The sequence below is a fragment of the Gordonia bronchialis DSM 43247 genome, from assembly GCF_000024785.1.
In the GTDB taxonomy this organism is placed as follows: domain Bacteria; phylum Actinomycetota; class Actinomycetes; order Mycobacteriales; family Mycobacteriaceae; genus Gordonia; species Gordonia bronchialis.
The window spans coordinates 3,050,015-3,075,422 of record NC_013441.1 but is presented as its reverse complement, the minus strand read 5'-3'; the positions used below and the strand labels follow the sequence as shown (position 1 = coordinate 3,075,422).

23 protein-coding genes are annotated in these 25,408 nt (G+C 67.5%); 13 read left to right on the top strand and 10 right to left on the bottom strand.

The genetic code is table 11. The features are described 5' to 3' along the window. Positions 1 to 60 precede the first annotated feature (60 nt). Positions 61 to 618 carry a 2'-5' RNA ligase family protein gene (locus tag GBRO_RS14285; protein WP_012834603.1) on the bottom strand — a complete coding sequence of 186 codons (558 nt, stop codon included), beginning with the start codon at positions 616 to 618 and terminating at the stop codon, positions 61 to 63. A 41-nt stretch (positions 619 to 659) separates the two neighbouring features. Beyond that, positions 660 to 1,709, bottom strand: coding sequence for a DUF4189 domain-containing protein (locus GBRO_RS24740; protein ID WP_012834602.1), 1,050 nt, complete (start codon positions 1,707 to 1,709; stop codon positions 660 to 662). Between the two features lie 198 nt (positions 1,710 to 1,907). Here GBRO_RS24740 and rpsA point away from each other — a divergent pair, with 198 nt between their 5' ends. The 5 genes from rpsA to GBRO_RS14255 all read left to right on the top strand — a co-directional run bounded on the left by rpsA (position 1,908) and on the right by GBRO_RS14255 (position 6,507). Further along, entirely contained in the window at positions 1,908 to 3,371 is a 1,464-nt protein-coding gene (gene rpsA / locus GBRO_RS14275) for a 30S ribosomal protein S1 (protein ID WP_012834601.1), read from the top strand. Between the two features lie 130 nt (positions 3,372 to 3,501). Continuing rightward, positions 3,502 to 4,734 carry a zinc metallochaperone AztD gene (aztD, locus tag GBRO_RS14270; protein ID WP_012834600.1) on the top strand — a complete coding sequence of 411 codons (1,233 nt, stop codon included), beginning with the start codon at positions 3,502 to 3,504 and terminating at the stop codon, positions 4,732 to 4,734. A gap of 81 nt (positions 4,735 to 4,815) precedes the next feature. Further along, entirely contained in the window at positions 4,816 to 5,736 is a 921-nt protein-coding gene (coaE, locus tag GBRO_RS14265) for a dephospho-CoA kinase (RefSeq protein WP_012834599.1), read from the top strand. 324 nt (positions 5,737 to 6,060) lie between these two features. Next, positions 6,061 to 6,240 carry a hypothetical protein gene (locus GBRO_RS14260; RefSeq protein WP_012834598.1) on the top strand — a complete coding sequence of 60 codons (180 nt, stop codon included), beginning with the start codon at positions 6,061 to 6,063 and terminating at the stop codon, positions 6,238 to 6,240. 9 nt (positions 6,241 to 6,249) lie between these two features. Then, positions 6,250 to 6,507 (top strand): hypothetical protein, encoded by a 258-nt coding sequence (locus GBRO_RS14255; RefSeq protein ID WP_012834597.1) that lies wholly within the window; start codon positions 6,250 to 6,252, stop codon positions 6,505 to 6,507. 24 nt (positions 6,508 to 6,531) lie between these two features. Here the strand turns inward: GBRO_RS14255 and GBRO_RS14250 are convergent, their stop codons facing one another. Then, entirely contained in the window at positions 6,532 to 6,981 is a 450-nt protein-coding gene (locus tag GBRO_RS14250) for a hypothetical protein (protein WP_227892898.1), read from the bottom strand. A gap of 11 nt (positions 6,982 to 6,992) precedes the next feature. Then, positions 6,993 to 7,520: a DUF402 domain-containing protein gene (locus GBRO_RS14245; RefSeq protein WP_012834595.1), complete on the bottom strand. Its 528-nt coding sequence runs from the start codon at positions 7,518 to 7,520 to the stop codon at positions 6,993 to 6,995. Positions 7,521 to 7,596: 76 nt separating this feature from the next. Here GBRO_RS14245 and uvrB point away from each other — a divergent pair, with 76 nt between their 5' ends. Continuing rightward, complete coding sequence (gene uvrB, locus GBRO_RS14240; RefSeq protein ID WP_012834594.1) at positions 7,597 to 9,753, top strand: excinuclease ABC subunit UvrB; 2,157 nt, start codon at positions 7,597 to 7,599, stop codon at positions 9,751 to 9,753. A gap of 180 nt (positions 9,754 to 9,933) precedes the next feature. Then, complete coding sequence (locus tag GBRO_RS14235; protein ID WP_012834593.1) at positions 9,934 to 10,380, top strand: universal stress protein; 447 nt, start codon at positions 9,934 to 9,936, stop codon at positions 10,378 to 10,380. Positions 10,381 to 10,390: 10 nt separating this feature from the next. On the opposite strand, the gene GBRO_RS14230 is transcribed toward GBRO_RS14235, so the two are convergent. After that, positions 10,391 to 11,293: a hydroxymethylglutaryl-CoA lyase gene (locus GBRO_RS14230; RefSeq protein WP_012834592.1), complete on the bottom strand. Its 903-nt coding sequence runs from the start codon at positions 11,291 to 11,293 to the stop codon at positions 10,391 to 10,393. Positions 11,294 to 11,421: 128 nt separating this feature from the next. Between GBRO_RS14230 and GBRO_RS14225 the strand changes: the two genes are divergently transcribed. From GBRO_RS14225 to GBRO_RS14205, 5 genes are all read left to right on the top strand, one after another. Further along, a complete protein-coding gene (locus GBRO_RS14225; protein WP_012834591.1) occupies positions 11,422 to 12,111 on the top strand; it encodes a GntR family transcriptional regulator in 690 nt (229 codons plus the stop codon). Positions 12,112 to 12,155: 44 nt separating this feature from the next. Further along, on the top strand, positions 12,156 to 13,388 hold the full coding sequence (locus GBRO_RS14220) for a CaiB/BaiF CoA transferase family protein (RefSeq protein WP_012834590.1): 1,233 nt from the start codon (positions 12,156 to 12,158) through the stop codon (positions 13,386 to 13,388). Positions 13,389 to 13,457: 69 nt separating this feature from the next. After that, positions 13,458 to 15,512: a hydantoinase/oxoprolinase family protein gene (locus tag GBRO_RS14215; protein ID WP_012834589.1), complete on the top strand. Its 2,055-nt coding sequence runs from the start codon at positions 13,458 to 13,460 to the stop codon at positions 15,510 to 15,512. A gap of 52 nt (positions 15,513 to 15,564) precedes the next feature. Next, positions 15,565 to 17,454: a hydantoinase B/oxoprolinase family protein gene (locus GBRO_RS14210; protein WP_012834588.1), complete on the top strand. Its 1,890-nt coding sequence runs from the start codon at positions 15,565 to 15,567 to the stop codon at positions 17,452 to 17,454. Next, complete coding sequence (locus GBRO_RS14205; RefSeq protein ID WP_012834587.1) at positions 17,451 to 18,074, top strand: isochorismatase family protein; 624 nt, start codon at positions 17,451 to 17,453, stop codon at positions 18,072 to 18,074. Before GBRO_RS14210 ends, GBRO_RS14205 begins: the two co-directional genes overlap by 4 nt. A 29-nt stretch (positions 18,075 to 18,103) precedes the next feature. On the opposite strand, the gene GBRO_RS14200 is transcribed toward GBRO_RS14205, so the two are convergent. The 5 genes from GBRO_RS14200 to GBRO_RS14180 all read right to left on the bottom strand — a co-directional run bounded on the left by GBRO_RS14200 (position 18,104) and on the right by GBRO_RS14180 (position 24,027). Next, positions 18,104 to 20,470 (bottom strand): HelD family protein, encoded by a 2,367-nt coding sequence (locus tag GBRO_RS14200; protein WP_012834586.1) that lies wholly within the window; start codon positions 20,468 to 20,470, stop codon positions 18,104 to 18,106. After that, entirely contained in the window at positions 20,467 to 21,138 is a 672-nt protein-coding gene (locus GBRO_RS14195) for a hypothetical protein (RefSeq protein WP_012834585.1), read from the bottom strand. The genes GBRO_RS14200 and GBRO_RS14195 overlap by 4 nt, the downstream gene beginning before the upstream one ends. A gap of 82 nt (positions 21,139 to 21,220) precedes the next feature. After that, positions 21,221 to 22,360 (bottom strand): DoxX family protein, encoded by a 1,140-nt coding sequence (locus tag GBRO_RS14190; RefSeq protein WP_012834584.1) that lies wholly within the window; start codon positions 22,358 to 22,360, stop codon positions 21,221 to 21,223. 160 nt (positions 22,361 to 22,520) lie between these two features. Next, the gene (locus tag GBRO_RS14185) at positions 22,521 to 23,201 is read right to left on the bottom strand and encodes an MBL fold metallo-hydrolase (RefSeq protein WP_012834583.1); all 681 of its coding nucleotides are present in this window, start codon (positions 23,199 to 23,201) and stop codon (positions 22,521 to 22,523) included. A 46-nt stretch (positions 23,202 to 23,247) separates the two neighbouring features. Continuing rightward, positions 23,248 to 24,027: an AraC family transcriptional regulator gene (locus GBRO_RS14180; RefSeq protein WP_012834582.1), complete on the bottom strand. Its 780-nt coding sequence runs from the start codon at positions 24,025 to 24,027 to the stop codon at positions 23,248 to 23,250. A gap of 79 nt (positions 24,028 to 24,106) precedes the next feature. Here GBRO_RS14180 and GBRO_RS14175 point away from each other — a divergent pair, with 79 nt between their 5' ends. Further along, complete coding sequence (locus tag GBRO_RS14175; protein WP_227892945.1) at positions 24,107 to 25,270, top strand: MFS transporter; 1,164 nt, start codon at positions 24,107 to 24,109, stop codon at positions 25,268 to 25,270. Positions 25,271 to 25,408 lie beyond the last annotated feature (138 nt).

Genomic DNA, 25,408 nt, shown 5'->3' with positions numbered 1-25,408 from the left:
ACGTGCGCTCACACGTCCGGACCTGAACCCCACGGATCGCTCCCGATTTGCAACACCGGGTCAGCAGGCGCGTCCCGGTAGTACGTGCTCGCTCTTCGCATCCGAGTCCCAGCGTCGCACCGCGTCGAAGACGATGGCGGGCTCCCGGCTGTCGACGGTCGCCAGGACGGCGAGCGCCGCGGCGACCTGCTCGCCGGACAGTCGTCGTGCCAGTGTGATGTGCGGAGTCCAGCATCCCGGTGCGCTGTGCGCGAAAAGCGTTGGGGCGCCCGCATCGTCGACCATGGCGGGACCGGCGAGCCGGGCCACCTGCGCATGGATGGAGAGCAGGTCGCTCGACGGCACCACCAGTCGCGCGAGCGTGTGATGCGAGCCACCGCCGAAGACGATCGGGGCACCGAGGCGGGCGCGTATCGGCAGGCGCTGGGCCACCGGCAGGATCGCGGTGTCGGCGCTCGCCGAGATCCGGCCGGCCGCCACGAGCGTGACGTGTGGGCGGTTGGTGGACGATCTGATCGTCGCGGCGCTGGGCAGGTCGGCATCGACGAGCGCCCGCCACTGGGCGCGGGTGAGGGCGTCGGTCTCGTCGTCGGGTAGGAGCTCGATGGAATGCGCCACGGCTCCAGTCAAACAGACCCGCGTACATCACCGACCGACGCTCACATGCAGAGCGTGATGAGCTCGTGGCACGTGCCCTGGCCGAGCGAGTCGCACTTCTCGCGGGCGAGGGTGATCGCCTGGGCACGGCCACCGGTGGTCTGCGACCAGCCCGTGGGGCCCCAGCCGCTCGCGACAGTGGCAGTTGCCACAGATCCGCAGTAACCGGTTTGGATCGGGACGTAGCCGCAATAGCTGTCCGACCCCCATCCCTTGCTGTGGATCGATGTGTTGCAGGCGTTGACGGCAGTGGTCTTGGCGGTGTCGGCGTCGGAGTAGTTGACGCTCGTGTTGTAGGCGCCCGACCCGGCGAACGCGATCCCGCCGTAGAGCGTCGGCGCCTCGGTGGTGGTCGTCGTCGTGTACGTGGGGTACGGCGTGTACCCGGGTGTGGTGCTCGAATCCGACGACTCGGTGCTGTCGTCGGCGGTCGACGAGGAGCTGCTCGCGTCGGCGCTGGTGTGCGAGTCGTCGGACGATCGGTTCGCGAAGACGATGCCGACGGTCGCCGCGACCGCGATCGCCACGATCAGGACGACGCCGCCGATCACGGCGAGTACTGCGGTGTTGTTGTTCCGGCGCGGCGGCGGGAATCCGGGCCCGCCGAATCCCGGAGCGCCGGGAGGCGGACCGAACGGGGGACCACCGAAGCCGGGTGCACCGAACGGGGCGCCGGGCTGACCTGCGTTCCCGGTCGGCGGCTGTCCGGGCGGCTGGACACCGGAGGGCCCGAACGCCTGTGTCGGCTCCGACGGCAGTGGACCCGGCTGACCGTAGGGGGTGGCGTTGTACTGGGTGGGCGCGAAGTGTGGATCGTCCTTCGGGGTCTCGTTGCCCCATGTCTCGCTGCCCCACTGGCCACCGTGCTGGTCTCCGCCGCTCGGCTGTCCCTGGGCGGGAGCGCCGTACTGGGGATTGCCAGGCTGAGGGGTGTTGTGCTGAGGGGTGTTGTACTGGGGACCGTTGTGTTGGGGGCCGCCGTACTGGGGACCGTGGTGGCGAGGATCGTCCGGCCCCGGATATCCCTCGTTGCCGGGTCGCTGGTCGTTCATCGGTGATTTCCCCCTCGCTACCTGACCGTTGTCAGTCGCCACGGACGCATTTGCCCAGCACAACGGGTCTGGCGTAGTGTTATACGGGCACGCGCGCATAGTCGCGTGCCGTCGTCGTGCCTGGTGTCGACTCTACGACCTCCGGCTACGACAAGCGGAACTGTACCTACTACACACCTGTCCGGAGCAACTCAACATATGTCGTCCCCCACGATCACCTCGCCGCAAGTAGCCGTCAACGATATCGGCTCGGCCGAGGACTTTCTCGCCGCCATCGACTCCACGATCAAGTACTTCAACGATGGCGACATCGTGGAAGGAACCATCGTCAAGGTCGATCGGGACGAGGTTCTGCTCGACATCGGTTACAAGACCGAAGGCGTCATCCCTTCCCGTGAACTGTCGATCAAGCACGACGTGGACCCCAACGAGGTCGTCAACGTCGGTGACGAGGTCGAGGCCCTGGTCCTCACCAAGGAGGACAAGGAAGGCCGCCTGATCCTGTCCAAGAAGCGCGCACAGTACGAGCGCGCCTGGGGCACCATCGAGGAGCTCAAGGAGAAGGACGAGGCCGTCAAGGGCACCGTCATCGAGGTCGTCAAGGGCGGCCTGATCCTGGACATCGGCCTGCGTGGCTTCCTCCCGGCGTCGCTGGTGGAGATGCGTCGCGTGCGCGATCTGCAGCCGTACATCGGCAAGGAGATCGAGGCCAAGATCATCGAACTCGACAAGAACCGCAACAACGTGGTGCTCTCGCGCCGCGCGTGGCTGGAGCAGACCCAGTCCGAGGTGCGCAGCGAGTTCCTGCACCAGCTCCAGAAGGGCCAGGTCCGCAAGGGCGTCGTGTCCTCGATCGTCAACTTCGGCGCCTTCGTCGATCTCGGCGGCGTCGACGGCCTGGTGCACGTTTCCGAGCTGTCCTGGAAGCACATCGATCATCCGTCCGAGGTCGTCGCGGTGGGCGACGAGGTCACCGTCGAGGTTCTCGACGTCGATCTCGATCGCGAGCGGGTTTCGCTGTCGCTCAAAGCAACCCAGGAAGATCCGTGGCGTCAGTTCGCCCGTACCCACGCGATCGGCCAGATCGTGCCGGGCAAGGTCACCAAGCTGGTGCCGTTCGGTGCGTTCGTCCGCGTCGACGAGGGCATCGAGGGCCTGGTTCACATCTCCGAGCTGGCCGAGCGCCACGTCGAGGTGCCGGATCAGGTTGTCGCCGTCGGCGACGATGCGATGGTCAAGGTCATCGACATCGACCTCGAGCGTCGTCGAATCTCGCTGAGCCTCAAGCAGGCCAACGAGGACTACACCGAGGAGTTCGACCCGTCGAAGTACGGCATGGCCGACAGCTACGACGAGCAGGGCAACTACATCTTCCCCGAGGGCTTCGACGCCGACACCAACGAGTGGCTCGAAGGCTTCGAGAAGCAGCGTGAGGCATGGGAGGCCCGGTACGCCGAGGCCGAGCGTCGCCACAAGATGCACACCGCTCAGATGGAGAAGTTCGCCGCTGCCGCCGCCGAGGCGGCCAACGCACCGTCGGATTACTCGTCGGCATCGGAGAGCCGTGGTACCGGCAGCAACGCGCCGGCCTCGACCGGTGGCTCGCTGGCCAGCGACGAGCAGCTCGCCGCGCTGCGTGAGAAGCTCTCGGGCAACGCCTGATAGCTGCACTCAGCTGAACCGAAGGGGCCCTTCCGGATTCGTCCGGAAGGGCCCCCTTCGTCAGTGCGGCACCAGGAGCCGATCCATGGTCATTTGACAATAATTTTCATTAACCAGTTGACTGTCCGTCGTGCATTCACCACGGACATATCGGACACGATCCTTGACCCTGCTCGCGACGCTCGCCGTCGCGCTGACCGCCTGCGGAAGTGGCGGCGACGATACGGCCTCGACGTCGAGTTCACCGAGCGCCCCGGTCGAGCAGCAGAGCGCCACACCGAGACTCGCCCTCAGCTACGACGGCGGCATCCTGGTGCTCGACGCCGAGTCGCTCGAGCAGGTCGCCGACATCGAGACCGAAGGCTTCATCCGGCTCAACAGCGCGCAGAACGGGCGCAACGTCTTCGTCTCGGAGACAGGCGGTTTCCGTGTTCTGGACATGGGGACCTGGACCCGTAAACACGGCGATCACGGCCACTATTACACGACGACCCCGCAGCTCACGGATATCCGATTCGGCGGCGAGGAACCCGGCCATGTGGTCCCGCATGACGCCCGCATCACGCTGTTCAGCGACGGCACGGGTGAGGTGAACATCGTGGAACCGGCAGAACTGTTGCGCGGCAACGCGAAATCGACGAGTTTCACGGTCCCGCAGCCACATCACGGGGTTGCCGTCGCCCGCGCGGACGGGACGCTGGTGGTCACCGTCGGAAACGAGGAATCCCGCAGTGGCATAGCGATTCTCGATCGTGATCGGCGCGAGATCGCGCGCAACGACCAGTGCCCGGGCATACACGGCGAGGCGGCCGCGGCCGACGGCGTGCTCACCTTCGGCTGCGAGAACGGCATCCTCATCGTGCGGGGCAATCAGATCCAGAAGGTCGCGAACCCGGATCCCTACGGCCGGATCGGAAACCAGGCGGGTGACGAAACGTCACCCATCGTCTTCGGCGACTACAAGACCGACAAGGACGCCGAGATCGAGCGACCCAACCGCTTCACCCTCACCAACACCCGCAGTGGACAACTGCGCGTGGTTCCCTTCGACTCCAGCTACAGTTTCCGCTCCATCGAACGCGGCCCGGGCGGCTCGGCCGTCCTGTTGGGCACCGACGGCGCCCTGCACGTCTTCGACGTGAACACCGCGGCCCGGACGGCCCGCATCCCGGTGATCGGCGCCTGGACCGAGCCCGACGAATGGCAGTCGCCGATGCCGAATCTGTTCGTGCAAGACGGCGTGGCCTACGTCTCGGATCCGGCCGCCAAGAAGATCGTCGCGGTCGACCTGGCGACCAAGGAGAAGGTGGGTGAGGCCACGCTGCCCCATCCCACCATCGAACTCACCGGCGTCACCGGCTGAGGTCCGTGGATGCCCTGCCCCCGGCACGCCGGCGGCGGGGCACCCGGCGCGGACTCCGGCGGGTTTGCCACACTGGTGGACGTGATCAGGCTGGGACTGACCGGCGGCATCGGGGCCGGTAAATCGACAGTGGCAAAGACCTTCGTCGAACACGGTGCGTACATCATCGACGCGGACAAGATCGCGCGCGAGGTGGTGGCCCCCGGGTCGGAGGGACTCGCCGCGCTCGTCGCTGCCTTCGGCGACGACATCCTGGGCGCCGACGGTGCGCTGGACCGGCCGGCGCTGGCCGCCAAGGCCTTCGCCGACGATGAGTCCCGGACCACACTCAACGGCATCACCCATCCGCTGATCGGCGCCCGCACCCAGGAGCTGCTCGACGCCGCACCGGCCGATGCGATTGTGGTGCAGGACATTCCGCTGTTGGTCGAGAACCACACGGCACCGTTCTTCCACCTCGTCGTCGTCGTGCACGCCGACGAGGAGCTCCGGGTGCAGCGACTCACCACCTTGCGCGGGGTCGCCGAGGCCGACGCGCGCGCCCGGATCGCTGCCCAGGCCACCGAGGAGCAGCGGCGGGCGGTGGCTGACGCCTGGCTGGACAATTCCGGGACGGCCGACGATCTGGCCGAGGCGGCGGCCGCGCTCTGGGAAGGGCGGCTGGTGCCGCTCGAGGCGCACGTCCGGCAACGGACGGCGGCCGAGCCGATCGCGGACCTCGTTGCCGCCGAACCCGATCCGGCAGCGCTTCCCGCCCGACTCACCAACCGGCTGTGGGCGATCGCCGGTGAGAAGGCCACTGCTGTTGACGTGACCGCTGTTGACCAGAACGCGACCGGCTCGGTGACCGAGCTGACGATCACCGCACGGGATGTCGAGGCGGCGGCCGCGCTGACCGATCCGCTGGCCGACGGCGGATTCGCACCGGTGGAAACCGGTGTGCATCGTTCGTGTGATCCGGGCCGCCCGGCGACGGTACGGGTGGTCACGCCGGCTCCGTGAACGCGGGGCCTGAGGCTCCCTGTCGGGGTGTGTCGTTGGTTGCGGACATGGTTGGCTCGCTTGTGGTTTCGACGCGCGGCGGGCTCGCAGGCTCGCCCGGCGCGGCTCAACCAGCGGGTAGGGCGGCGGCGTGACCAGCGGGTAGGGGGGCGGCGTGACCAGCAGATAGGGCGGCGGCGCAACCGGTTCACGGGCAGGTTGGTCCGGGGGAGTGGATTTTCGAATCCGGGGATACGGGCGGGTCGTGGTTGTTAGGGTCGCAGTGAGCTGCGCCACCCACTGGTGGCCGGTGAGTGCAATCCAGTCGGGAGGTCGGGGAAAGTCATGTCGGGAAACAAGTTTCGTGTTCGTGTCGCCGTCGTCGGAGTCGTGGCCGCGGCCGCCGGAATCCTCGGTGCGGTGACGCCGTCGGAGGCGTCGGTGAGGGTCGAGGGCATCGCGATCGGTACTTATCCGGGATACGGGTCGGTCGCCGGACACTATGGCGCCGGATGTACCTACTAGGTGGCAGCGATGGTCGACGACACGGCGCCGTCGGCCCAGCGCGTCTCGATCACCAGTAGACGTCTGGGTGGTCCGGCCGTGCGGTTGGTCGACGTGAAGCCGACTCGACGCGTCGTGTCCGCGAATTGGACGCCGCCGGCGCCGGGAACCTACGTCCTCACCGCCACGCAGGGGTCGTCGTCGAGGTCGCTGCGTGCACAGGTCGGAACCGGGGTGCAATTCCCGCCGTTCTTCGGCCGCGGGCAGTGTGCGGTGTTGATCCCCTGACCGGGGCCCAAAGATCGGCGCCGATCAGCGAAAGTGATCGGCGAGGCGGCGGTGGCGGTGTCGGAAGAGATGACCGACAAACCACTCGAGTAGCGGTGTCGCAGGCCGCAGAACCCGTCGCGGCCGGAACTCGAGGGTGTCGCTGACCTCGGTTCCGCCGTCCACGGTGGTCAGCCGACGGGTGTGTCGCCAGATCGCCATGGCGAGCATGGATGATTCCTCGCGAAAACCGGATCCGGGCACGAGTTCGGCGATGGTCAGGTTGTCGTAGTCCAACGGCAGGAACCCGCCGTAGAGCAGCCACACCTTGCCGACGGGTACACCCACCTCGATGTCGGCGACGGTCTTGCCGCGGTGCCGTCGCGGTAACACCATGCGCATATACGGCATGAGCTCGGCATTGATGCCGGGCATGCTCGCCACCCGGTCCCAGACGGCATCGGGCTGTGCGTGCACCACGGAGGTCTGTACCACTCGGCAGAGTGTCATGAGCGATCCATCCAGGTGAGTCGATGCCCGATCGCGGCGTCGAGCCACGCCTGGACGTCGTGACCGAACTCGGCTGCCCCGACCAGGGCACGGGTGGCGATGGTCACTGCCTCCTCGGACTCGGTGAGCGTCATCAGGCCGGCGGCATGCGCCTCGAACAGCTCGTCGACGTCGACGAGATCCAGCGGCCGGCCGGGGACGTCGACGAGATCGAGATACCAGTCGACGGCGTGCCAGCGTCCGGCGTCGTCGGGTCCGGTGGAGCTCCCGACGTCGAGGTAGAGCCGCTGACCGTCGCGATACCCGTCCCGAAAATGAAAGATGTTGGCGCGCAATCCCAGTGAGGGCAGAAGCCAGGTTTCCAGATGCTCGAACCGTGGATGGTCGGCGGTGCGGGACATGTAGAGGCCGTAGTCGTTGACCTGATAGTCGAGCACCGGCCGTACGAAGCCTTTGTTGTCGGTGTTGGTCATCGCGGGTACGTCGAAGACCTCGCGCTTGGGTGGATGGGGCTCGTCGGCCATGAGCAGACTGTAGTGCAGCGCCGCCCCGGCTCAGCGACGGAACATTCCTGTCGGTGTTCGCGTTTACCCTGGCACTATGGCTTTTGCTGCTGAACACCCGGTCCTCGCGCATTCAGAGTTCCGGCCGGTGGGTGAGATCGTGCGCACCGGCGGGAAGTTCGAAGTCGTCAGCGAGTACGAACCTGCCGGTGACCAGCCCGAGGCGATCGATGACCTCGAACGCCGCATCCGCGGAGGCGAGAAGGACATCGTGCTGCTCGGTGCCACCGGCACCGGTAAGTCGGCCACCACCGCCTGGCTGATCGAGCGCGTACAGCGCCCGACGCTGGTGATGGCGCCCAACAAGACGCTGGCCGCACAGCTGGCCAACGAACTGCGCGAGATGCTGCCGAACAACGCGGTGGAGTACTTCGTCTCCTACTACGACTACTACCAACCCGAGGCGTACATCGCGCAGACCGACACCTACATCGAGAAGGACTCGTCGATCAACGACGACGTCGAACGGCTCCGGCACTCGGCCACGTCGAGTCTGCTGTCCCGGCGGGATGTGGTGGTGGTGGCGTCGGTGTCCTGTATCTACGGCCTGGGCACCCCACAGTCCTACCTCGACCGGTCCGTCGAGGTGGAGGTCGGTGCGAACATCGATCGCGATGCGCTGCTGCGGCTCCTCGTCGACGTGCAGTACACCCGCAACGATCAGTCGTTCACCCGTGGCGGGTTCCGGGTGCGCGGCGACACGGTCGAGATCATCCCGTCCTACGAGGAACTCGCGGTGCGTATCGAGTTCTTCGGCGACGAGGTCGAGGCGCTGTACTACCTGCACCCGCTCACCGGAGACGTTGTACGCCAAGTCGATTCGCTGCGCATCTTCCCGGCCACCCACTACGTCGCCGGTCCGGAACGCATGGAACGGGCGATGACGAGTATCGAGGCCGAACTCGAGGAACGGCTCGCCGACCTCGAGGGCAAGGGCAAACTGCTCGAGGCGCAGCGGCTGCGCATGCGCACCACCTACGACCTCGAGATGATGCGGCAGGTCGGCTTCTGCTCGGGTATCGAGAACTATTCGCGTCACATCGACGGACGGGCGGCGGGCAGCGCCCCGGCCACCCTCATCGACTATTTCCCCGACGACTTCCTGCTGGTGATCGACGAATCCCATGTGACCGTCCCGCAGATCGGCGGCATGTACGAGGGCGACATGTCCCGTAAACGCAACCTCGTCGAGTACGGGTTCCGCTTGCCGTCGGCCGTGGACAACCGCCCGCTCACCTGGGACGAATTCGTCGACCGCATCGGGCAGACCGTGTACCTCTCGGCGACCCCGGGCCCCTACGAACTGGGGCAGGCCAACGGTGAGTTCGTCGAACAGGTCATCCGCCCGACCGGCCTGGTGGACCCGCAGGTCGTCGTGAAACCGACCAAGGGGCAGATCGACGACCTGGTCCACGAGATCCGTGAGCGCACCGAACGTGACGAACGCGTCCTCGTGACGACCCTGACCAAGAAGATGGCCGAGGATCTCACCGACTATCTGCTGGAGCTGGGAATCCGGGTGCGCTATCTGCACTCCGAGGTCGACACGCTGCGTCGCGTCGAACTGCTGCGGCAGCTCCGCTCGGGCGACTACGACGTCCTCGTCGGCATCAACCTCCTCCGTGAAGGTCTGGACCTGCCCGAGGTGTCGCTGGTGGCGATCCTCGACGCCGACAAGGAAGGTTTCCTGCGTAGCACCACGTCGCTGATCCAGACGATCGGCCGTGCGGCCCGCAACGTCTCCGGCGAGGTCCACATGTACGCCGACACGATCACCGACTCGATGCGCAATGCCATCGAGGAGACCGAACGTCGGCGGGAGAAGCAGGTCGCCTACAACACCGAACACGGCATCGACCCGAAGCCGTTGCGCAAGAAGATCGCCGACATCCTCGACCAGGTCTATCGCGAAGCCGACGACGACACCGTCAAGGTCGGTGGCTCGGGACGTAACGCCAGTCGCGGCCGGCGTGCTCAGGGGGAGGTGTCCAAGGCGGGCAGCGCCGGTGTCATCGAGAAGCGCGACGTCTCGTCGATGCCGCGGGCCGAACTCGCCGACCTGGTCGCACAGCTCACCGATCAGATGATGAACGCGGCCCGCGACCTGCAGTTCGAGCTGGCCGGGCGTCTCCGCGACGAGATCGCCGATCTTAAGAAGGAGCTCCGCGGGATGGACGCGGCCGGCATCAAGTAGCGCGGTCGGCGCCATGTGCGTGCGCTGCGACGCCGACGGTCGGATTTGTGCCGATCACCACGAACCTCTGGCAAACCCGGCGCGTGCGCATTACCCTGCCCGATCAGGGGCCCTACAGTGTGGGGATGCATGAGCCCTGCTGGAGGGCAGTGGGGTGGGAATCTTCTTCTGGAGGTTGGGATGAGCGCATACGAGACCGTCGTCGTCGGTACGGACGGTTCCGAATCATCGATGAAGGCGGTGGAACGCGCAGGTGCTCTGGCCGGGGAACGGGCTCAGCTCGTGATCGCTTGCGCTTACTTCCCCAATGACCGCGGCTCCGGCGAGGCGGCCGACATCCTCAAGGACGAGGCCTATCAGGTGACCGGCTCCGCGCCGACCGAGGAGATCCTGCGGACCGCACGTGAGCGTGCGGCCGGTGCCGGTGCGACCAACATCGTGCCGCGGCCCGTCAAAGGCGCGCCCGTGGACGCGCTGTTGCAGTTGGTGACCGACGTGAAGGCCGACCTGCTTGTCGTCGGCAACCGTGGACTGAACTCGATCGCCGGCCGGCTCCTCGGGTCGGTGCCGGCCGATGTCGCGCGCAAGTCGGCGTGTGACGTGCTGATCGTGCACACCACCCACTGACACCTGTCACTCACGGACGCGTCGGGAATCCCCCGGCGCGTCCGAGTAGTGCCGGCACCGCTTTGTCCAGCGCCCCGCCGAGCCACTGTGCGGCGTCGATCAATCCGGCCATGTCCACACCGGTGGACACCTCGGACCGATCGAGTGCGTAGAGCAGGTCCTCGGACGCGATGTTGCCGGTGGCGGCCGGTGCGAACGGGCACCCGCCGAAGCCGCCGATGCTCGCGTCGAGCGCGTGTGCGCCGGTGTCCAAGGCAGTCAATGCGTTCGCGTATCCGGTGTTGCGCGTGTTATGAAAATGCCAGCGCTGCGCGATCCCCGGCGCTGAGGCTGTAGCGGCCGCCGACAACGCCCGGACCTGCGCGGGTACCCCGACGCCGATGGTGTCGGCGAGGGCGATCTCATCCGGCGCGGCACCGTCGACGAGATCGGCGACGATCTGCCTGATCCAGTCCACCTCGACCTCACCGGAGAACGGGCAGCCGAAGGCGGTTGCGACCGTGACCGTGGTGCGCATGCCGGCCGCCCGGGCGTCGCGCACCACGTCAATTGCCGCCGAAATCCCCTCGGCGACACTGCATCCCTGATTTCGTCTACTGAACTCCTCGGTCGACACGACGACGGCGTTGACCTCGTCGACGCCGGCGGTGACCGCACGGTCGAGGCCGCGTCGGTTCAGGACGAGACCGATGTAGGAGACGTCGGAACGCCGGGGGACCGCCGCCATGACCTCCTCGGCACCGGCCATCTGCGGTACGCGTTTGGGATTGACGAAGCTGACCGCCTCGATGCGACGAACCCCGGCGTCGACCGCGCGGGTGATGAGTTCGACCTTCTCATCGACCGAGAGCAACGTCTGCTCGTTCTGCAGCCCGTCGCGGGGGCCCACCTCGACCAGTTCCACCGATGTCATCCGTCCATCGTGACACTCGTCAGCGATTGCATGCAACGGTGGGGAAGTAACCCGATTTTTACGGTGATTACCGCACGAATCAGCCGATCTCGGTCTAGGTTGTGAACAATCAAGGCCGAGGGAGTGCAATGACCAGGGCAGTCGACCGCGTGTACGCACACATCCGTGATGCCATCGTCGACGGTCGGTACGCCCCGGGGGCGCGGCTCGGTGAGGTGGAGATCGCCGAACTGACCCGGACCAGCCGGACCCCGGTTCGGGAGGCGTTACGTCAACTCGAGATGGAGGGACTGGTCGAGGTCCTTCCCCATCGCGGCGCGCGTGTGTACACCTGGACCGCCGATGACCTCGAGGAGATCTACGACCTGCGGATGACGCTGGAGGCGATGGCAGCCGAGCGCGCGACCGGACGAATCCGGCCCGCCGAACTGGATCGTATGGACGAGCTGTGCGTTCTGATGGAGTCCGCCACCGCCGACAACCCTGATCTCGACCGGCTCGCCGCCCTGAACGACGAGTTCCATGCGATCGTCCGATCGGCGGCGGCGAGTGCGCGGTTGGTCTCGATGCTCGGTGCGGTCATCGCGCTGCCCCTGGTGATGCGAACCTTCCATCGGTACACACCCACGGACCTGGCACGCAGCCACGCACATCATCGTGACCTGGTCGCAGCGCTACGCGCGGGTGATCCGGTGTGGGCGGGCTCGGTGATGCGCGCCCACGTCCGCGCGGCCAAATCTGTTCTGCTACAAGCACTTGCCGCCGACGAGGCGGCCCAGGGCGGTCCCGTGACAGTGCCGTCGGACACCGCGGTCTGACGTGGCGCCTGCGCACCCCTACCGAACGAGAAGAGGAATGCCAGATGACTGATGTCGCAACCACCACGGGCGCCGTGGGGGAGCGTCGGGGCCCGCTGTCGGATCTGCGTGTCGTGGAGATGGGGCAGCTGCTCGCCGGACCGTTCTGCGGGCAACTGCTGGGCGACTTCGGCGCTGAGGTGATCAAGCTCGAGCCGCCGGGCGTCGGCGACCCGATGCGGCAGTGGGGTCGCGAGAAACCACATGGCAAGTCGTTGTGGTGGCCGGTGGTCGCGCGCAACAAGAAGTCGGTGACCTGCAATCTGCGCAGTCCCGAAGGACAGGTCCTGGCCCGCCGCATCATCGCCGAAGCCGACATCGTGGTGGAGAACTTTCGCCCCGGGACGCTCGAACGCTGGGGGCTCGGCTTCGAGGAGCTACGGGCCGACAACCCCGGGTTGATCATGGCGCGGGTCACCGGCTACGGACAGGACGGTCCCTACTCGCCGCGAGCCGGCTTCGGGTCCATCGGCGAGGCGATGGGCGGAATCCGTTATGTCACCGGCGATGCCGGCATGCCACCGTCGCGCAGCGGCATCTCCATCGGGGATTCACTCGCCGCCGTGTTCGCCACCATCGGCGTCCTCGCTGCCGTCCATCAGCGTGCGCGGTCCGGGCGAGGACAGCTCGTCGACTCGGCGATCTACGAGGCGGTCCTCGGCATGATGGAATCGTTGCTACCGGAATGGGAGATCGGCGGATACCAGCGCGAACGGACCGGCTCGGTGCTGCCGAACATCGCACCGAGCAATGTCTACCCCACCAAGGGCGACGAGATGATCCTGGTCGCCGCCAACCAGGACACCGTTTTCGCGCGACTGGCCGGGGCGATGGGCCGCGACGACCTGATCACGGATCCGCGTTATCGCGATCACGCATTCCGCGGCGAGAACATGGCCGAACTCGACGAAGTGATCGCCGCGTGGACCCGTGACCACGGGACCGAGGAATTGCTCGAGATCCTGCACGAGGCCGGGGTTCCGGCCGGACGGATCTACACCGCGCGCGACATGTTCGCTGACCCGCACTTCGCCGCGCGCGAGGCCATCGTCAGGTTGGCGCACCCCGACTTCGGCGAGATCCCCATGCACGGGGTCTTCCCGAAACTCGGTGACACCCCGGGCGCGGTACGCCATCCCGGGCCGCAACTCGGTGAACACAACGTCGAGATCTACTCCGGTCTGCTCGACATCGACGACGACGGACTGGCCGAACTCGCCGCGCACGGCGTCATCTGACACCGAACCCATTCTGTACCAAGAGAACACAATCCCATCAGCTCAACTCCCAACACTTTGGAGATCACCATGCGTTACCGACTCGGCGTCGACGTGGGCGGCACCTTCACCGACGTCCTGCTCTTGGAAGAGACGTCCGGAACCACCTACCGCGCTAAAACCCCATCGACACCGTCGGACCAGTCCGTGGGCGTTCTCAACGGCGTCGCGAAGGTCTGTGCCGAAGCGGGGATCGACCTGTCCGAGGTGGGACAGGTCCTGCACGGCACCACCGTCGCCACCAACGCGATCCTGCAGGGTCGGGGCGCGCGTGTCGGGCTGGTGACCACCGACGGATTCCGCCAGGTGCTGCAGATCGCACGGTCGTTCGTGCCAGGCGGACTCGCGGGCTGGATCATCTGGCCCAAACCCGAGCCGCTGGCCAGGCTCGAGCACACCATCGAGGTCACCGGACGGATCGCGGCCGACGGTAGCGAGGTGATCGCGCTCGACGAGGAGCAGGCACGTACCGCGCTGCGCGGTCTTGCCGGCGCCGGTATCGAGGCGCTGACCATCTCGCTGATCAACTCCTACGCCAACGACGCGCACGAGAAGCAGGTGGCGGCCTGGGCTGCCGAGGAGCTGCCCGGCATCCCGGTGTCGATCTCGAGCCACGTGCTGCACGAGATGCGGGAGTACGAGCGCACTCTCACCACCGTCGCCAACAGCTACGTGCAGCCCGAGGTGTCGCGGTATGTCCGCAATCTCGACGACACCCTGCGCGGACAGGGCAGCGCCGCGCCGCTGTCGATCCTGCGCAGCGACGGCGGTCTCGTGCAGGCGTCCAAGGCCGCCGAGGACCCGGTGTCGCTGCTGCTGTCCGGACCGGCCGGTGGCGTGACCGGCGCGGTGTGGTTCGCACAGCAGGCCGGGTTCAGCGACTTCCTCACCTTCGACATGGGCGGCACGTCCACCGACGTCGCGCTGGTCCTCGGCGGCGAACCGCGGATCGGCCGCGAGACCAAGGTCGGCGATCTCGCGGTACGGGCGACCAGCGTCGATGTGCGAACCGTCGGAGCCGGCGGCGGTTCGATCGCCCACGTACCCGAACTGACGCGGGCGCTGCGGGTGGGGCCTCAATCGGCCGGAGCCGATCCGGGTCCCGCCGCCTACGGGGCCGGTGGCGTGGAACCGACGGTCACCGACGCCAACGTCGTCCTCGGCTATCTGCCGCACGAACTGGCCGGCGGCGAGGTTGCCCTCGACGTGGAGGCCGGGCGCAAGGCGGTGGCCACCATCGCCGAGGCGATGGGACTCGACAGCCCCGAAGCCGCCGCGTCGGGCATCATCGACATCGTCAACGAGAACATGTTCGGCGCGTTGCGTCTGGTGAGTGTGCAGCAGGGTTACGACCCACGGGATTTCGCCCTCGTCGCGTTCGGCGGTGCCGGCCCGCTGCACGCCAACGCGCTGGGCCGACTGACCGGGTCGTGGCCGGTGATCGTGCCACCGTCGCCCGGTGTGCTGTGTGCCTACGGCGACGCCACCACATGTGTCAAGGACGAGAGCGCGCGCACCATGGTGCGGTCCTTCTCCCAACTCGACGACGCCGAGCTCCGCACCGCGCTAGAAGAATTGGCTTCGGCTTCGGCGCAACGACTTTCCGCCGAAGGGGTGCCGGCCGAGCAACAGACGGCCCGCTATCAGGTCGATCTGCGCTATCACGGTCAGGGTTTCGAGATCCCCGTCGACCTCGACGCCGAGACCCTTGCCGGTGACGATCTCCTCGGCGCACTCGGTGCCGCCTTCGACGCCGAACACCAGCGACTGTTCTCGTTCCTGCTCAAGAACGAACGCGAGGTGATCAACCTGCGTGTCGCCCTCAGCGGTCCACGTCCGGAGGTCGCCTGGCAGCCACTCGCGGAGGGTGATGCTGATCCGTCGGCGGCGCGGGTGGCGCAGAGCACGGTGTGGATGGACGGCGGTCACGTCGAGGCGCCGATATACGACCGCGCACAACTGCTGTCCGGCAACGTCATTCCCGGTCCCGCCGTCATCACCGAGATGGATTCGACGACCCTGGTCCTCTCCGGTCACGCGGCGACGGTTCATCCGAACGGGAGTCTGCTGATCCGCCCGATCTGAGCCCGCCCGACCCACCCACACTCTCCCTTTCCCCGATCACAGGAGCTTCGCGATGGCAACCATCATCGAGACCTCGACCACCCCCGCCACCAAGGTGCCGGTCGATCCGGTCACCCTCGACATCATCGAAAACGCCTTGCGCAACGCCCGTTACGAGATGGATGAGGTGCTGTTCCGGACAGCGCTCTCACCGGGCATCCGCGAACAACACGACGAGTTCCCGCTCATCGCCGACCCGAGTGGCAAGATGGTGGTCGGCCAGTTCGGGCTGTCGGTTCCGGATTTCCTCGACAACTTCGACGGCACCGTCGGCGAGGGTGACATCCTGCTAACGTCGGATCCCTATGCGTGTGGTGCCGCGATCAGCCACGCCAACGACTGGCTCATCGTGCTGCCGATCTTCCACGAGGGTCGAGTCGTCGGCTGGGCGTCGATGTTCGGTCACATGTCCGACGTCGGTGGCAAGACCCCGTCGTCGATGCCGACCGACGCGCGCACGATCTTCGAAGAGGGCGTGGTGATCCCGCCGTTCAAGCTCTACAGCGGCGGGGAGCTCAACGAGACCGCGCTCGACATCATCCTCAACCAGGTGCGGATGCCGGACTGGAATCGCGCCGACCTCAACGGGCTCGTCGCCGCGTGTACCACCGCGGCGCGCCGCATCGGTGAACTGTGCGACCGCTTCGGTGCGGACGTGTACCTCTCGGCGCTCGACGCGCTGCTCGACCGCAACTACCAGGCGATGAAAGTCCTGTTGTCGATGTTGTTCGTCGACGGTGAGACCATCGAGTTCAGCGACTACATTTGCGACGACGGATGTGGTTACGGCCCTTACGAACTCACCATCAAGCTGACCCGCACCGGGGAGAAGGTCCACCTCGACTTCTCCGAGGCGGCGCCGCAGGCCGTCGGCCCGGTGAACTACTTCATCAACGAGAACCTGGTCCGCATGTTCTTCGGGATCTACGTGATCACCGTCGCCGACCCCCAGATCCTCTGGAACGACGGCTTTTACCCGCTGATCGACGTGACCATTCCCGAGGACTCATTCTGGAAACCCCGGTATCCGGCCGCGCTCAACGGTCGCAATCACGGGATCGGCCGCGTCTTTGATCTGTTCGGTGGTCTGCTCGGCAAGAACAACCCGGAGATCCTCAACGCGGCCGGCTTCTCGTCGTCGCCGCACTTCATGTACTCGGGACACTACGACGGCGGTCCTCGCGACGGAGAGTGGTTCCAGCTGTACTCGATCGGCTTCGGTGGCATCCCGGGCCGTCCGATGGGCGACGGGCCGGACGGCCACTCGCTCTGGCCGTCGTTCGTGAACATCCCGTGCGAATACCTCGAGTCGTATTATCCGTTGCGGGTGGAACGGTGGGAGACCATCCGCGACACCGGCGGGGCAGGCCTGCACCGCGGCGGGAACGGTGTGGACGTCGCGTACCACTTCGAGGAGCCCGGCACCATCGCCATCCACGACGATCGGTGGCTCACCTACCCATGGGGTGTGAACGGTGGCAAACCCGGTGCGCGGGGCCGCAAGTGGATCGTGCGAGCATCGGGCGAGGTGGAAGTATTGCCCAGCAAGATTCACGATGTCCCGGTCGGTCGCGGTGATGTCCTGCACTTCGTCACCTGGGGTGGCGGCGGATGGGGTGATCCGCTCGAGCGGGACCCGGAACTGGTGGCGCTGGAAGTACGGCGCAAGCTGGTCAGCGCGGCGGGCGCCCGCGACGGATACGGCGTCGTCTGTGCTGAGGACGGCACCGTCGACGTGGCGGCCACCGACGCGCTGCGGACCGAGATACGCTCGGGCCGTGGGGAACTCCCGGTCTTCGACAAGGGGCCCGAGATCGCCGAGATCCTGGCGAACTGCGAGGCGGAGACCGGGTTGCAGCCGCCGCGGCCGCCGGTCAACGTGCGCAAGGCAGTTGGGGCGTGAACGACGCCCTCGAGGCCTACCGGGATTCGGGGTTCGCCGGTGACCTCGGTCCCGGTCGCCGGCCGGCGGTGCTCGTCGTCGATCTGGTACGCGCGTACCTTGACGACGCGTCGCCGCTGCGCGCGCCGGTCGAAGATGCGGTTGCGGCCTGCGGGCGAGTGGTCGCGGCCGCACGCGACAGCGCGGTACCGGTGGTGTTCACCCGGGTCGTTTACCTCCCCGGCGGGGCCGACGGTGGACTGTTCATGCGAAAGATTCCGGCACTCAAGGTGTTCGAGGAGGGATCGGCGCTCGGCGACTTCGTCGACGAGCCACGTCCCGAACCCGGCGAGGTGATCGTGACCAAGCAGTACGCCAGTGCCTTCTTCGGGACGACGCTGGCCGCCACACTCACTGCCGCGGGCATCGACACGCTCTACATCTGCGGATTGAGCACCAGCGGATGCATCCGGGCGACGGCGACCGACGCCCTGCAACACGGATTCCGGCCGCTCGTCATCGATGAGGCCTGTGGCGAGCGGGAACCTGCCATTCATCGGGCCAATCTCCTTGACCTACAGGCCAAATACGCCGATGTGCTGAGCGTGGACGAGGCGCTGGCCGCACTTTCTGCAGGCTAGCGCCGTCGGCTGGCTGGACGGGTGGCGGCTCAGTCGGCGGGTGTGGGGTTGGGCTGCGTGGGCATATCGGCGAGTTCGTCGGGCAGCGGTTGGGCGTGCACCACCAGCAGGCGCTGGGTCGCGCGGGTGAGGGCCACATAGAGATCGCTGTAGCCGTACTGTTCCGGCCCATCGGCCTCGCCGATGATCGCGGACGGTTCGACGACGACCGTCGTGTCGAACTCCAGGCCCTTGGCGGTGCGGACGGTGTAGACGCGCGGCGGGTCGTCGAGTCCGGCGCCGGCGACCGCTGCGGACACCGACCGGTACAGCATCTCGGGCACGATGACGGCGGTGAGACCGGTGTGCTGGTGGCGCGAGACCGCGACCACCGCATCCTCCAGGGTCGGCTGACCGACAGCATCGGGAGTGACCGAGGTGGGCTGGATTCCGTTGCTGCGCAAGGATGTCGGTGCTGTAGCGGCGTCGCCGATGCGGCCCAGTACACGCGTGGCGTAGCGCATGATCTCGCTGGGGGTGCGGTAGTTGACGGTCAGTTCGCGCAACTGCCAGCGGTTGGCGACGTACGGTTGCAGCACCTCGCGCCACGACCGCGTGCCCGCCTCGTCACTGGTCTGCGCGGTGTCGCCGATGATGGTCATCCAACGATTCGGTATGCGGCGCATGATCATCCGCCAGGCCATCGCGGAGAGTTCCTGTGCTTCGTCGACGATCACATGACCGAACGTCCAGGTCCGGTCGCCGTAGGCGCGTTCGGCGGTGGTGGCGCTGCGGACCTCGGTCTGGCGGGCGGCGAGTTGCTCGGCGTCGATGAGGTCGTACGCCATCAGGATCTCGGGGTCGAGTTCGTCCTCGATGTCCTGCGGCGCGGAGCCGGTCAGGATGTCGAGGGCGTCCTGGGCCTCGGCGAGCTGACGCCGCCAGCGTGCTCGTTCGGCACGTTCGGCGTCCTCGGTGCCGTAGCCGATGAGTTCGGCCAGCTCGTCGAGCAACGGGACGTCGGCAGGGGAGAAGTCCGTCCCCGACGACTCACGTGGCCCGGCGGGCCGGCCGAGAGCGCCACGCTCCGCATCCGACCACCCCGGGGTGGCGCGGCGGATGGCGGCGGGGTCGGCGTAGAAGTCGCGCAACAGATCCTGCGGGGTCAGCGACGGCCAGTAGCGGACCAGGGCTGCGCGGATGTCGGGATCGCGGCTCATGTCGTCGCGGATGTCGGCGATGTCATCGACACTGAGCAGCTGCGAACCGTCGAGGAGGCTGGCGCCGATGGTGTTGGCATGACGGACTGCGAGTTCGCCGACGGCGGCGCGCAGGAAGGGACGCTGGGCGAGATTGTGCGCGCGGCGGGTGCTGCGTGCCTTCGCACGGGCATTCTTGATCAGAGCAGAATCGATCTGCACCTGATAGCCGTCGAAGTCGACGGTGACCGGCGTGCTCGGCAATGACTGACGGGCGCGGACCGCACGCTTGAGTACGTCGACCATCCGCAGATCGCCCTTGACCACCGCGGCCGCGCGAGAATCCACAGCCTGCGCGGTGACCCCCGGGAACAGATTTCCGATGGTGGACAACAGGACACCGGACTCGCCCAACGACGGCAGCACCTGACCGATGTAGGTCAGGAAGTCGTCGTTAGGGCCTACGATCAGAATTCCGCTGCGCGACAAGATGTCCCGATGCGTGTAGAGCAGGTAGGCGGCGCGATGCAGCGCGACGGCGGTCTTGCCGGTGCCCGGTCCGCCCTGGATGACGGTGACACCCCGGTGCGTCGAGCGGATGATGAGGTCCTGCTCACGCTGGATCGTCTCGACGATGTCGGTCATCTCGCCGGTGCGGGCGGCGTTGAGTGCGGCGACGAGGGCGGATTCATTCACCACGTCGCCGTTGCCCACGTCGTCGAAGTCGGCTTCGGCGCCGGTGAGCAGCTCATCGCTGACGCCGCGGACCTTACGGCTGCGGGTGCGGATGTGACGACGGCGGGTGACTTCCTCCGGTGCGGCCGGTGTGGCCAGATAGAACGGGCGCGACAGCGGAGCCCGCCAGTCCAGCAGCAACGTCGAGTCGGCTGCTTCCTCGTCGCGGACGCCGTCTTCGCCGATCCCGTCGTCGAGGACCCCGATCCGTCCGATCCGACGGACTTCACCGTCGTCGAGGTCGAGCCGGCCGAAATACAGATTGTGTTCGGCGGCATCGAATTTGGCGAGATCCTCGGTGTACATCCGTTCATACGACTCGCGCTCGGACCGGGCCTGCGGAGTGCCGCCGGACTCGCTCAGCGTGGTCGACAGGCGCCGGCGGGTCGTGGATCGCATGCGGTCCAGACGCCCGTAGACGCGGTCGAGATGAGCCTGTTCCTCGTCGAAGCGGGGATCGGCGTCGGGAGAGACCGCGGTCATCTGCGGACTCCGGTCCCGACTGCGCTCGCGGCGTCACCGTGCGACGGCCACACCGGAAGCGCGAGGCCGTGTGCGTGCAGGCGCTCGGTGATCGTGCGCGCGGTGGCGGGTCGGCCGAGTCGCGCACAGACGGTGGCGGCATCCCCGCTGAACACGGGGTCACCGACGCGCGCGTGCAGCCAGTCCAGGACGCGTTGCTGCGGGCCGAAGGTCAGCACCTCGCCGGTCCGGGCGTCGCCGAGCGCACCGTGGCGCGACACGTACACCGAGAACTCGGTGGGCGCGTCGTCGGGCGTCGGTGGCTGATCCGGGGAGGGACACAGGGGATGGTCGTGCGTAGTCACTGTTAATCGATGATAGTTCGGTTCGGTGGAGTCCAGTGTCGCGAGGTCGTCGTCGCCGAGCCAGGCGGCACCGGTGCTGAGGGCAGCGCCGGGGCTCGGTACGGGGGTGGCCGGGATGTAGCCGCGTGCCGCCACGTGGGCGGAGTGCCCGACGGCCAGACCGGCCACGCGGACGCCGAAGATGGGGATCGCGTGGCCGAGTTTGGCCGCCATCACCGCGGGCGACGCGTTGGAGCCGACTGCGACGACGAGCCGGGCGGCGGCGTCGGGACGCTCGGGTAGGGGCCGGTCCGGCTGCGGGTAGACAGCACGGACCGCGGACACCCACGGGTACTCGTGCGGTGGGTGCGCCGCGTCCGGCTGCGTCTCGGCTGGGGTGATCAGGCGCTATACCTCTGCGGATCTCTCAGCTGCGGGCCTTGCGCCAGCGCCGACGGCCCTCGTCAGCGGTGTCGCTCGCCGACGCGGCCAGGGCCCGGGCGGAGTCGGCGACGTCAGCGGAGCGTTCGCGGGCGGCGTCGGCCAGCTCGGCGCCCTTCCCGCGGGCGACCTCGGCAACCTGCGGGCCCTTCGTGCGGGCCAGGTCGGCGAGCTCGTTCGACTTGGCGCGAGCCGCGTCGGCCAGGTCGGCCGACCGTTCGCGGGCGGTGTCGGCGATCTCCGGTCCGCGCTTGCGGGCGAACCGGGCGAGCCCGCTGGACCGTTCGCGGGCCGCGTCGGCGACCTCGGGAGCGCGGTCACGAATCCGGTCGGCCACGACACTCGCCGCGTCGGCGGCCTTCTCCGCGAGTTCCGCCGACCGTTCCCGAGCCGCATCCGCGATCTCGGGCGCATGCTTCTGGAACTTCGCCGCGGCGTCGGCTGAGCGTTCCCGCGCGGCCTCGGCGATCTCAGGAGCGTGTTCGCGGATCTTGGCGGCCGCCTCCGCGGATCGCTCGGAGAGCAGGTGCGCACCTTCCTTGACGTATTCGCCGGCCTCCGACGACCGCTCGCCGAGGACCTCTGCACCCTCATGGGTGCGCTCGCGCAGCGACTCCCAGGTGGACGTGCCGGCGGCCGCGCCGATCGGCAGTGCGGCAGCGATGGCGTCACCCGCGGCACCGGCTTTCTTCTTGCCCCGCCAGGCCAGCGAGGGCTTGCCCTCGGTGTCGGCGGCAGTGATCAGCAGACCACCGAGCAGACTGAGGTTCTTGAGGAACTGGGTGCGTTGCTGCGCCCGCTTGGCCGGGTCGGTCTCCTCCCAGAACGCGTGACCGGCGACGGTGGTCGGCACCAGACTGACGGCGAGCGTGCTCGCGGCCACGCGTGGGAATTTGCCGGTGGCCAGCAGCAGCCCGCTGCCGACCTGGATGGCACCGTTGATCCGGACGAGGGTCTCGGGATCGGTGGGCACCTTTGCCGTTGCCTCGTCCGGCAGCTTGTCTACGGCCTCGTTCACGAAGTCACGCGCCACGTCGGCGCGGTGTGTGGGATTCCGGAGGGAGTCGATGCCCGCGTAGACGAAGACCGAGGCGAGCATGGGACGGGCGATACGGCGGAGGATCATTCGGTCACGACCTTCGGTGGTTGGGTTCTGTGTTGACGAATTCCTGCGGTGTCATATTCGGAGCCGGGCCCGGTTTCCGGCTGGGACCGACTCCATGGTGCGCACTTCTTGGCCTTGTCCACGCTACCTGGTCCGGTGCGTCCGCCCGGCGATCGTCGGCTCACCATCCGCGTTCGCGCCACTCGGGCAGCGACGGTCGTTCGGCACCCAGTGTGGTGTCCTTGCCGTGGCCCGGGTAGACGACCGTGGAGTCGTCGTAGCGGTCGAAGAGCTTGGTGCTGACGTCGTCGAGCAGGGTCTCGAAGTCACCCGGCTGCCAGGTCTTGCCGACCCCGCCGGGGAATAGCGAGTCGCCGGTGAACAGATGCACGGTGTCACCGTCGGTGAGTGCCAGCGCGATGGATCCCGGGGTGTGCCCGACGAGGTGGATCGCGTCGAAGGCCAGGTCCCCGACGGTGATGACGTCGCCGTCGTCGATGAGGCGATCGGGCGTCACCGGCAGTTCGGCGGCGTCGAGCCGACCGGCGGCGGTGGGCACACCGGTCGCCGCGGCGACCTCTTTCAGTGCCTGCCAGTGGTCGTAGTGCTGGTGGGTGGTGAGGATCAGTGCCGGGGTTCCGGGTAGTTGGTCGAGGACGGCGAGGATGTCCTCGGCGTCGTTCGCGGCGTCGATGATCAGCTGCTCGCCGGTCGCGCGGGAGGTCACGATGTAAACGTTGTTGTCCATCGGACCCACCGAGAGTTTGACGATCGACGCCGAGTCCAGGGTTCGGCGCTGAGGTGTCTTCGATGCGGAGAGGTCGCCGGTGTAGGTGTCGGTGATGGGGGCTGCTGAGGTCATGACGACCACGATAGGACGGCGGTCGGAAGCGTGGTCGTCATCAGCGTCAGACGCGTGCGGGCGCGCGACGTGACCCGGGGGTATGGCCGAGTACACGCCGATAGGCGTCGATGAACGCGCTCGGCGTCGCCCAGCCGCAACGATGCGCCACCTCGGTGACCCCGGCGCCTTCGGCGAGCAGGATCAGCGCCCGATGCAGCCGGACACTGGTCCGCCACTGCGGGTAGGTCAGTCCGAGTTCGTCCCGGAGTAGTCGGCTCAGCGTGCGCTTACTTGCGCCCACCGTCCGGCCCAGGTCGGCGAGGGAGTGATTGCGGGTGAGGTCTGCGGTGACGATGGCGCAGGCGTGCACCAGACGATCATCGCTCGGGGTCCGCAGCGAGAGCGCGGTCTCGTCGGTGCGTCGCAACTGGTCGAGCAGCACCGAGCGAAGTCGCTGCTGTGCGGGACACGTCGGGTCGGAGGTGCGGGAGCCTTCGACGATGAGTTCGCGAACCAGTCCGGTGACGGCCACGACCACCGGTGCGTCGTCGGCGAAAGGCCGCGCCGACGGTTCGATGGAGACGCAATTGAACTCGGTGTTGCCATAGAAGCGGTGTTCGTGCCAGGCGAGGGCCGGTATCCAGATCGCACGGTCGGGCGGGGCCACCCACGTCCCGGCTTGCGTCGTCACCTCCACCAGGCCGCTGCTGGCGTAGACGATCTGGTGGGTCAGATGGTGATGCCGGGCGATGCGGTGCCCGCCGGGATGCCGATCTGCGGCGTCGACGGTGGGGTTCGGTGCCGACTCGGCAGCGATCTCACCGTACTGGCGGGTTTCCGACATATTTGGGCAGAATACCGGAAGTGCGTCGCGGTAGGCGGACCTAGCGTCGAAGATCGTGAAGACACCCGACGTCACCGACATGACCCGTCCGCCGACGGACCAGGCGCCACCGCGCGTGTGGATTCGGATGCGGCACTGGATGATCGCGCATGCGATCGACGACTTCTACCAGGGCCTGGTACCTGCGGCGATCCCGTTCTTCGTCCTCGAACGCGGATACAGCTACACCGCCGCCTCCGGGCTCGCACTCGCCGCCACGCTCGGCTCGTCGCTGCCGCAGCCGCTCATCGGAGTGCTCGCCGACCGTCGACCGATGCTCTGGCTCGCGCCGGTGGGGTTGGCGGTGGCCGGGATAGGAGCCGGACTGTCCGGTCTCATGCCCGTCTACGCCGCGGTGTGGCTGGTCATGTTGCTCTCCGGTCTCGGCGTCGCCGCATTCCACCCGGCGGCCGGTCGCGACGCCCGGCGGGATGCCGGCAGCAGTAGCACGGGCATGAGTCTGTTCGCCGCGGGCGGCAGCATCGGGTTCTTTCTCGCCCCGGCACTGGTCACGCCCGCGCTGGTCACTCTCGGCGTCGGGGCAACGGCAATGTTCATCCCGCCGGCGGTGCTGATGGCAGGGATCCTGCAGCGTCATCAGCGGCGCAGGGTGAGCGTGCCCACCGGCACCGCGGTGCGCACCGGGCCAGACCGCTGGTTGGCGTTCTCCGTGCTGACAGCCCTCGAGGTGGTGCGCTCGGTGGTCTTCTTCGGGATGAACACCTTCATCGCACTGTTCTGGATTCGCCATCACGGTGCCGGCGTCACCCTCGGCGGCGTCGTGCTGACCCTGTTCCTGGGCGGCGGTGTGCTCGGCACGCTGCTCGGCGGCCGACTGGCCGACCGCTGGGGTGAGGTCCGGGTGGTGCAGGCCGGATCGCTGGCGGTCATCCCGACGATCGTCGCCGTGCGCCTGATTCCGAACATGTGGATCGGACTGGCCGGTGCGGCGCTCGCCGGTATCTGCGTGAACCTCCCCTTCGGGGTGCTGGTGAAGCTGGGGCAGGACTACCTGCCGTCCCGGCCCGGGACCGCGGCCGGAGTCACGCTCGGACTGGCCGTGACCATCGGTGGACTGTTCGCGCCCGTCCTCGGTGCGGTCGCCGACCGGTGGGGACCGTCGATGGTGCTGACGGTGCTGTGTGTGGTGCCTGTGGCCGGTGTGGTGCTCAGTGTTCTGCTGCCCTCGCCGGACGTCGACTGAGGCGTCTCTCGACCAGATGTGATCGGCAACTCGTCGAGGCCGCTGCGGACCGGGGCGCGGGTATCGTGGAATACCGGCTCCGGTCCTGGCGCATCCGACTTTGCTCGGCGGCAGGCGACTGCCCGACCATCGGTCGCG

Excerpts from the sequence above, each read along its gene's own strand:
- GBRO_RS14220 (WP_012834590.1), top strand. The coding sequence starts at position 12,156 with ATGACTGATGTCGCAACCACCACGGGCGCCGTGGGGGAGCGTCGGGGC.
- rpsA (WP_012834601.1), top strand. The coding sequence starts at position 1,908 with ATGTCGTCCCCCACGATCACCTCGCCGCAAGTAGCCGTCAACGATATC.
- GBRO_RS14180 (WP_012834582.1), bottom strand. The coding sequence starts at position 24,027 with ATGTCGGAAACCCGCCAGTACGGTGAGATCGCTGCCGAGTCGGCACCG.
- GBRO_RS14235 (WP_012834593.1), top strand. The coding sequence starts at position 9,934 with ATGAGCGCATACGAGACCGTCGTCGTCGGTACGGACGGTTCCGAATCA.
- GBRO_RS14190 (WP_012834584.1), bottom strand. The coding sequence starts at position 22,360 with ATGATCCTCCGCCGTATCGCCCGTCCCATGCTCGCCTCGGTCTTCGTC.
- GBRO_RS14225 (WP_012834591.1), top strand. The coding sequence starts at position 11,422 with ATGACCAGGGCAGTCGACCGCGTGTACGCACACATCCGTGATGCCATC.
- GBRO_RS14200 (WP_012834586.1), bottom strand. The coding sequence starts at position 20,470 with ATGACCGCGGTCTCTCCCGACGCCGATCCCCGCTTCGACGAGGAACAG.
- GBRO_RS14260 (WP_012834598.1), top strand. The coding sequence starts at position 6,061 with ATGTCGGGAAACAAGTTTCGTGTTCGTGTCGCCGTCGTCGGAGTCGTG.
- GBRO_RS14230 (WP_012834592.1), bottom strand. The coding sequence starts at position 11,293 with ATGACATCGGTGGAACTGGTCGAGGTGGGCCCCCGCGACGGGCTGCAG.
- GBRO_RS14245 (WP_012834595.1), bottom strand. The coding sequence starts at position 7,520 with ATGGCCGACGAGCCCCATCCACCCAAGCGCGAGGTCTTCGACGTACCC.
- GBRO_RS24740 (WP_012834602.1), bottom strand. The coding sequence starts at position 1,709 with ATGAACGACCAGCGACCCGGCAACGAGGGATATCCGGGGCCGGACGAT.
- GBRO_RS14210 (WP_012834588.1), top strand. The coding sequence starts at position 15,565 with ATGGCAACCATCATCGAGACCTCGACCACCCCCGCCACCAAGGTGCCG.
- uvrB (WP_012834594.1), top strand. The coding sequence starts at position 7,597 with ATGGCTTTTGCTGCTGAACACCCGGTCCTCGCGCATTCAGAGTTCCGG.
- GBRO_RS14175 (WP_227892945.1), top strand. The coding sequence starts at position 24,107 with ATGACCCGTCCGCCGACGGACCAGGCGCCACCGCGCGTGTGGATTCGG.
- GBRO_RS14215 (WP_012834589.1), top strand. The coding sequence starts at position 13,458 with ATGCGTTACCGACTCGGCGTCGACGTGGGCGGCACCTTCACCGACGTC.
- GBRO_RS14185 (WP_012834583.1), bottom strand. The coding sequence starts at position 23,201 with ATGACCTCAGCAGCCCCCATCACCGACACCTACACCGGCGACCTCTCC.
- GBRO_RS14255 (WP_012834597.1), top strand. The coding sequence starts at position 6,250 with ATGGTCGACGACACGGCGCCGTCGGCCCAGCGCGTCTCGATCACCAGT.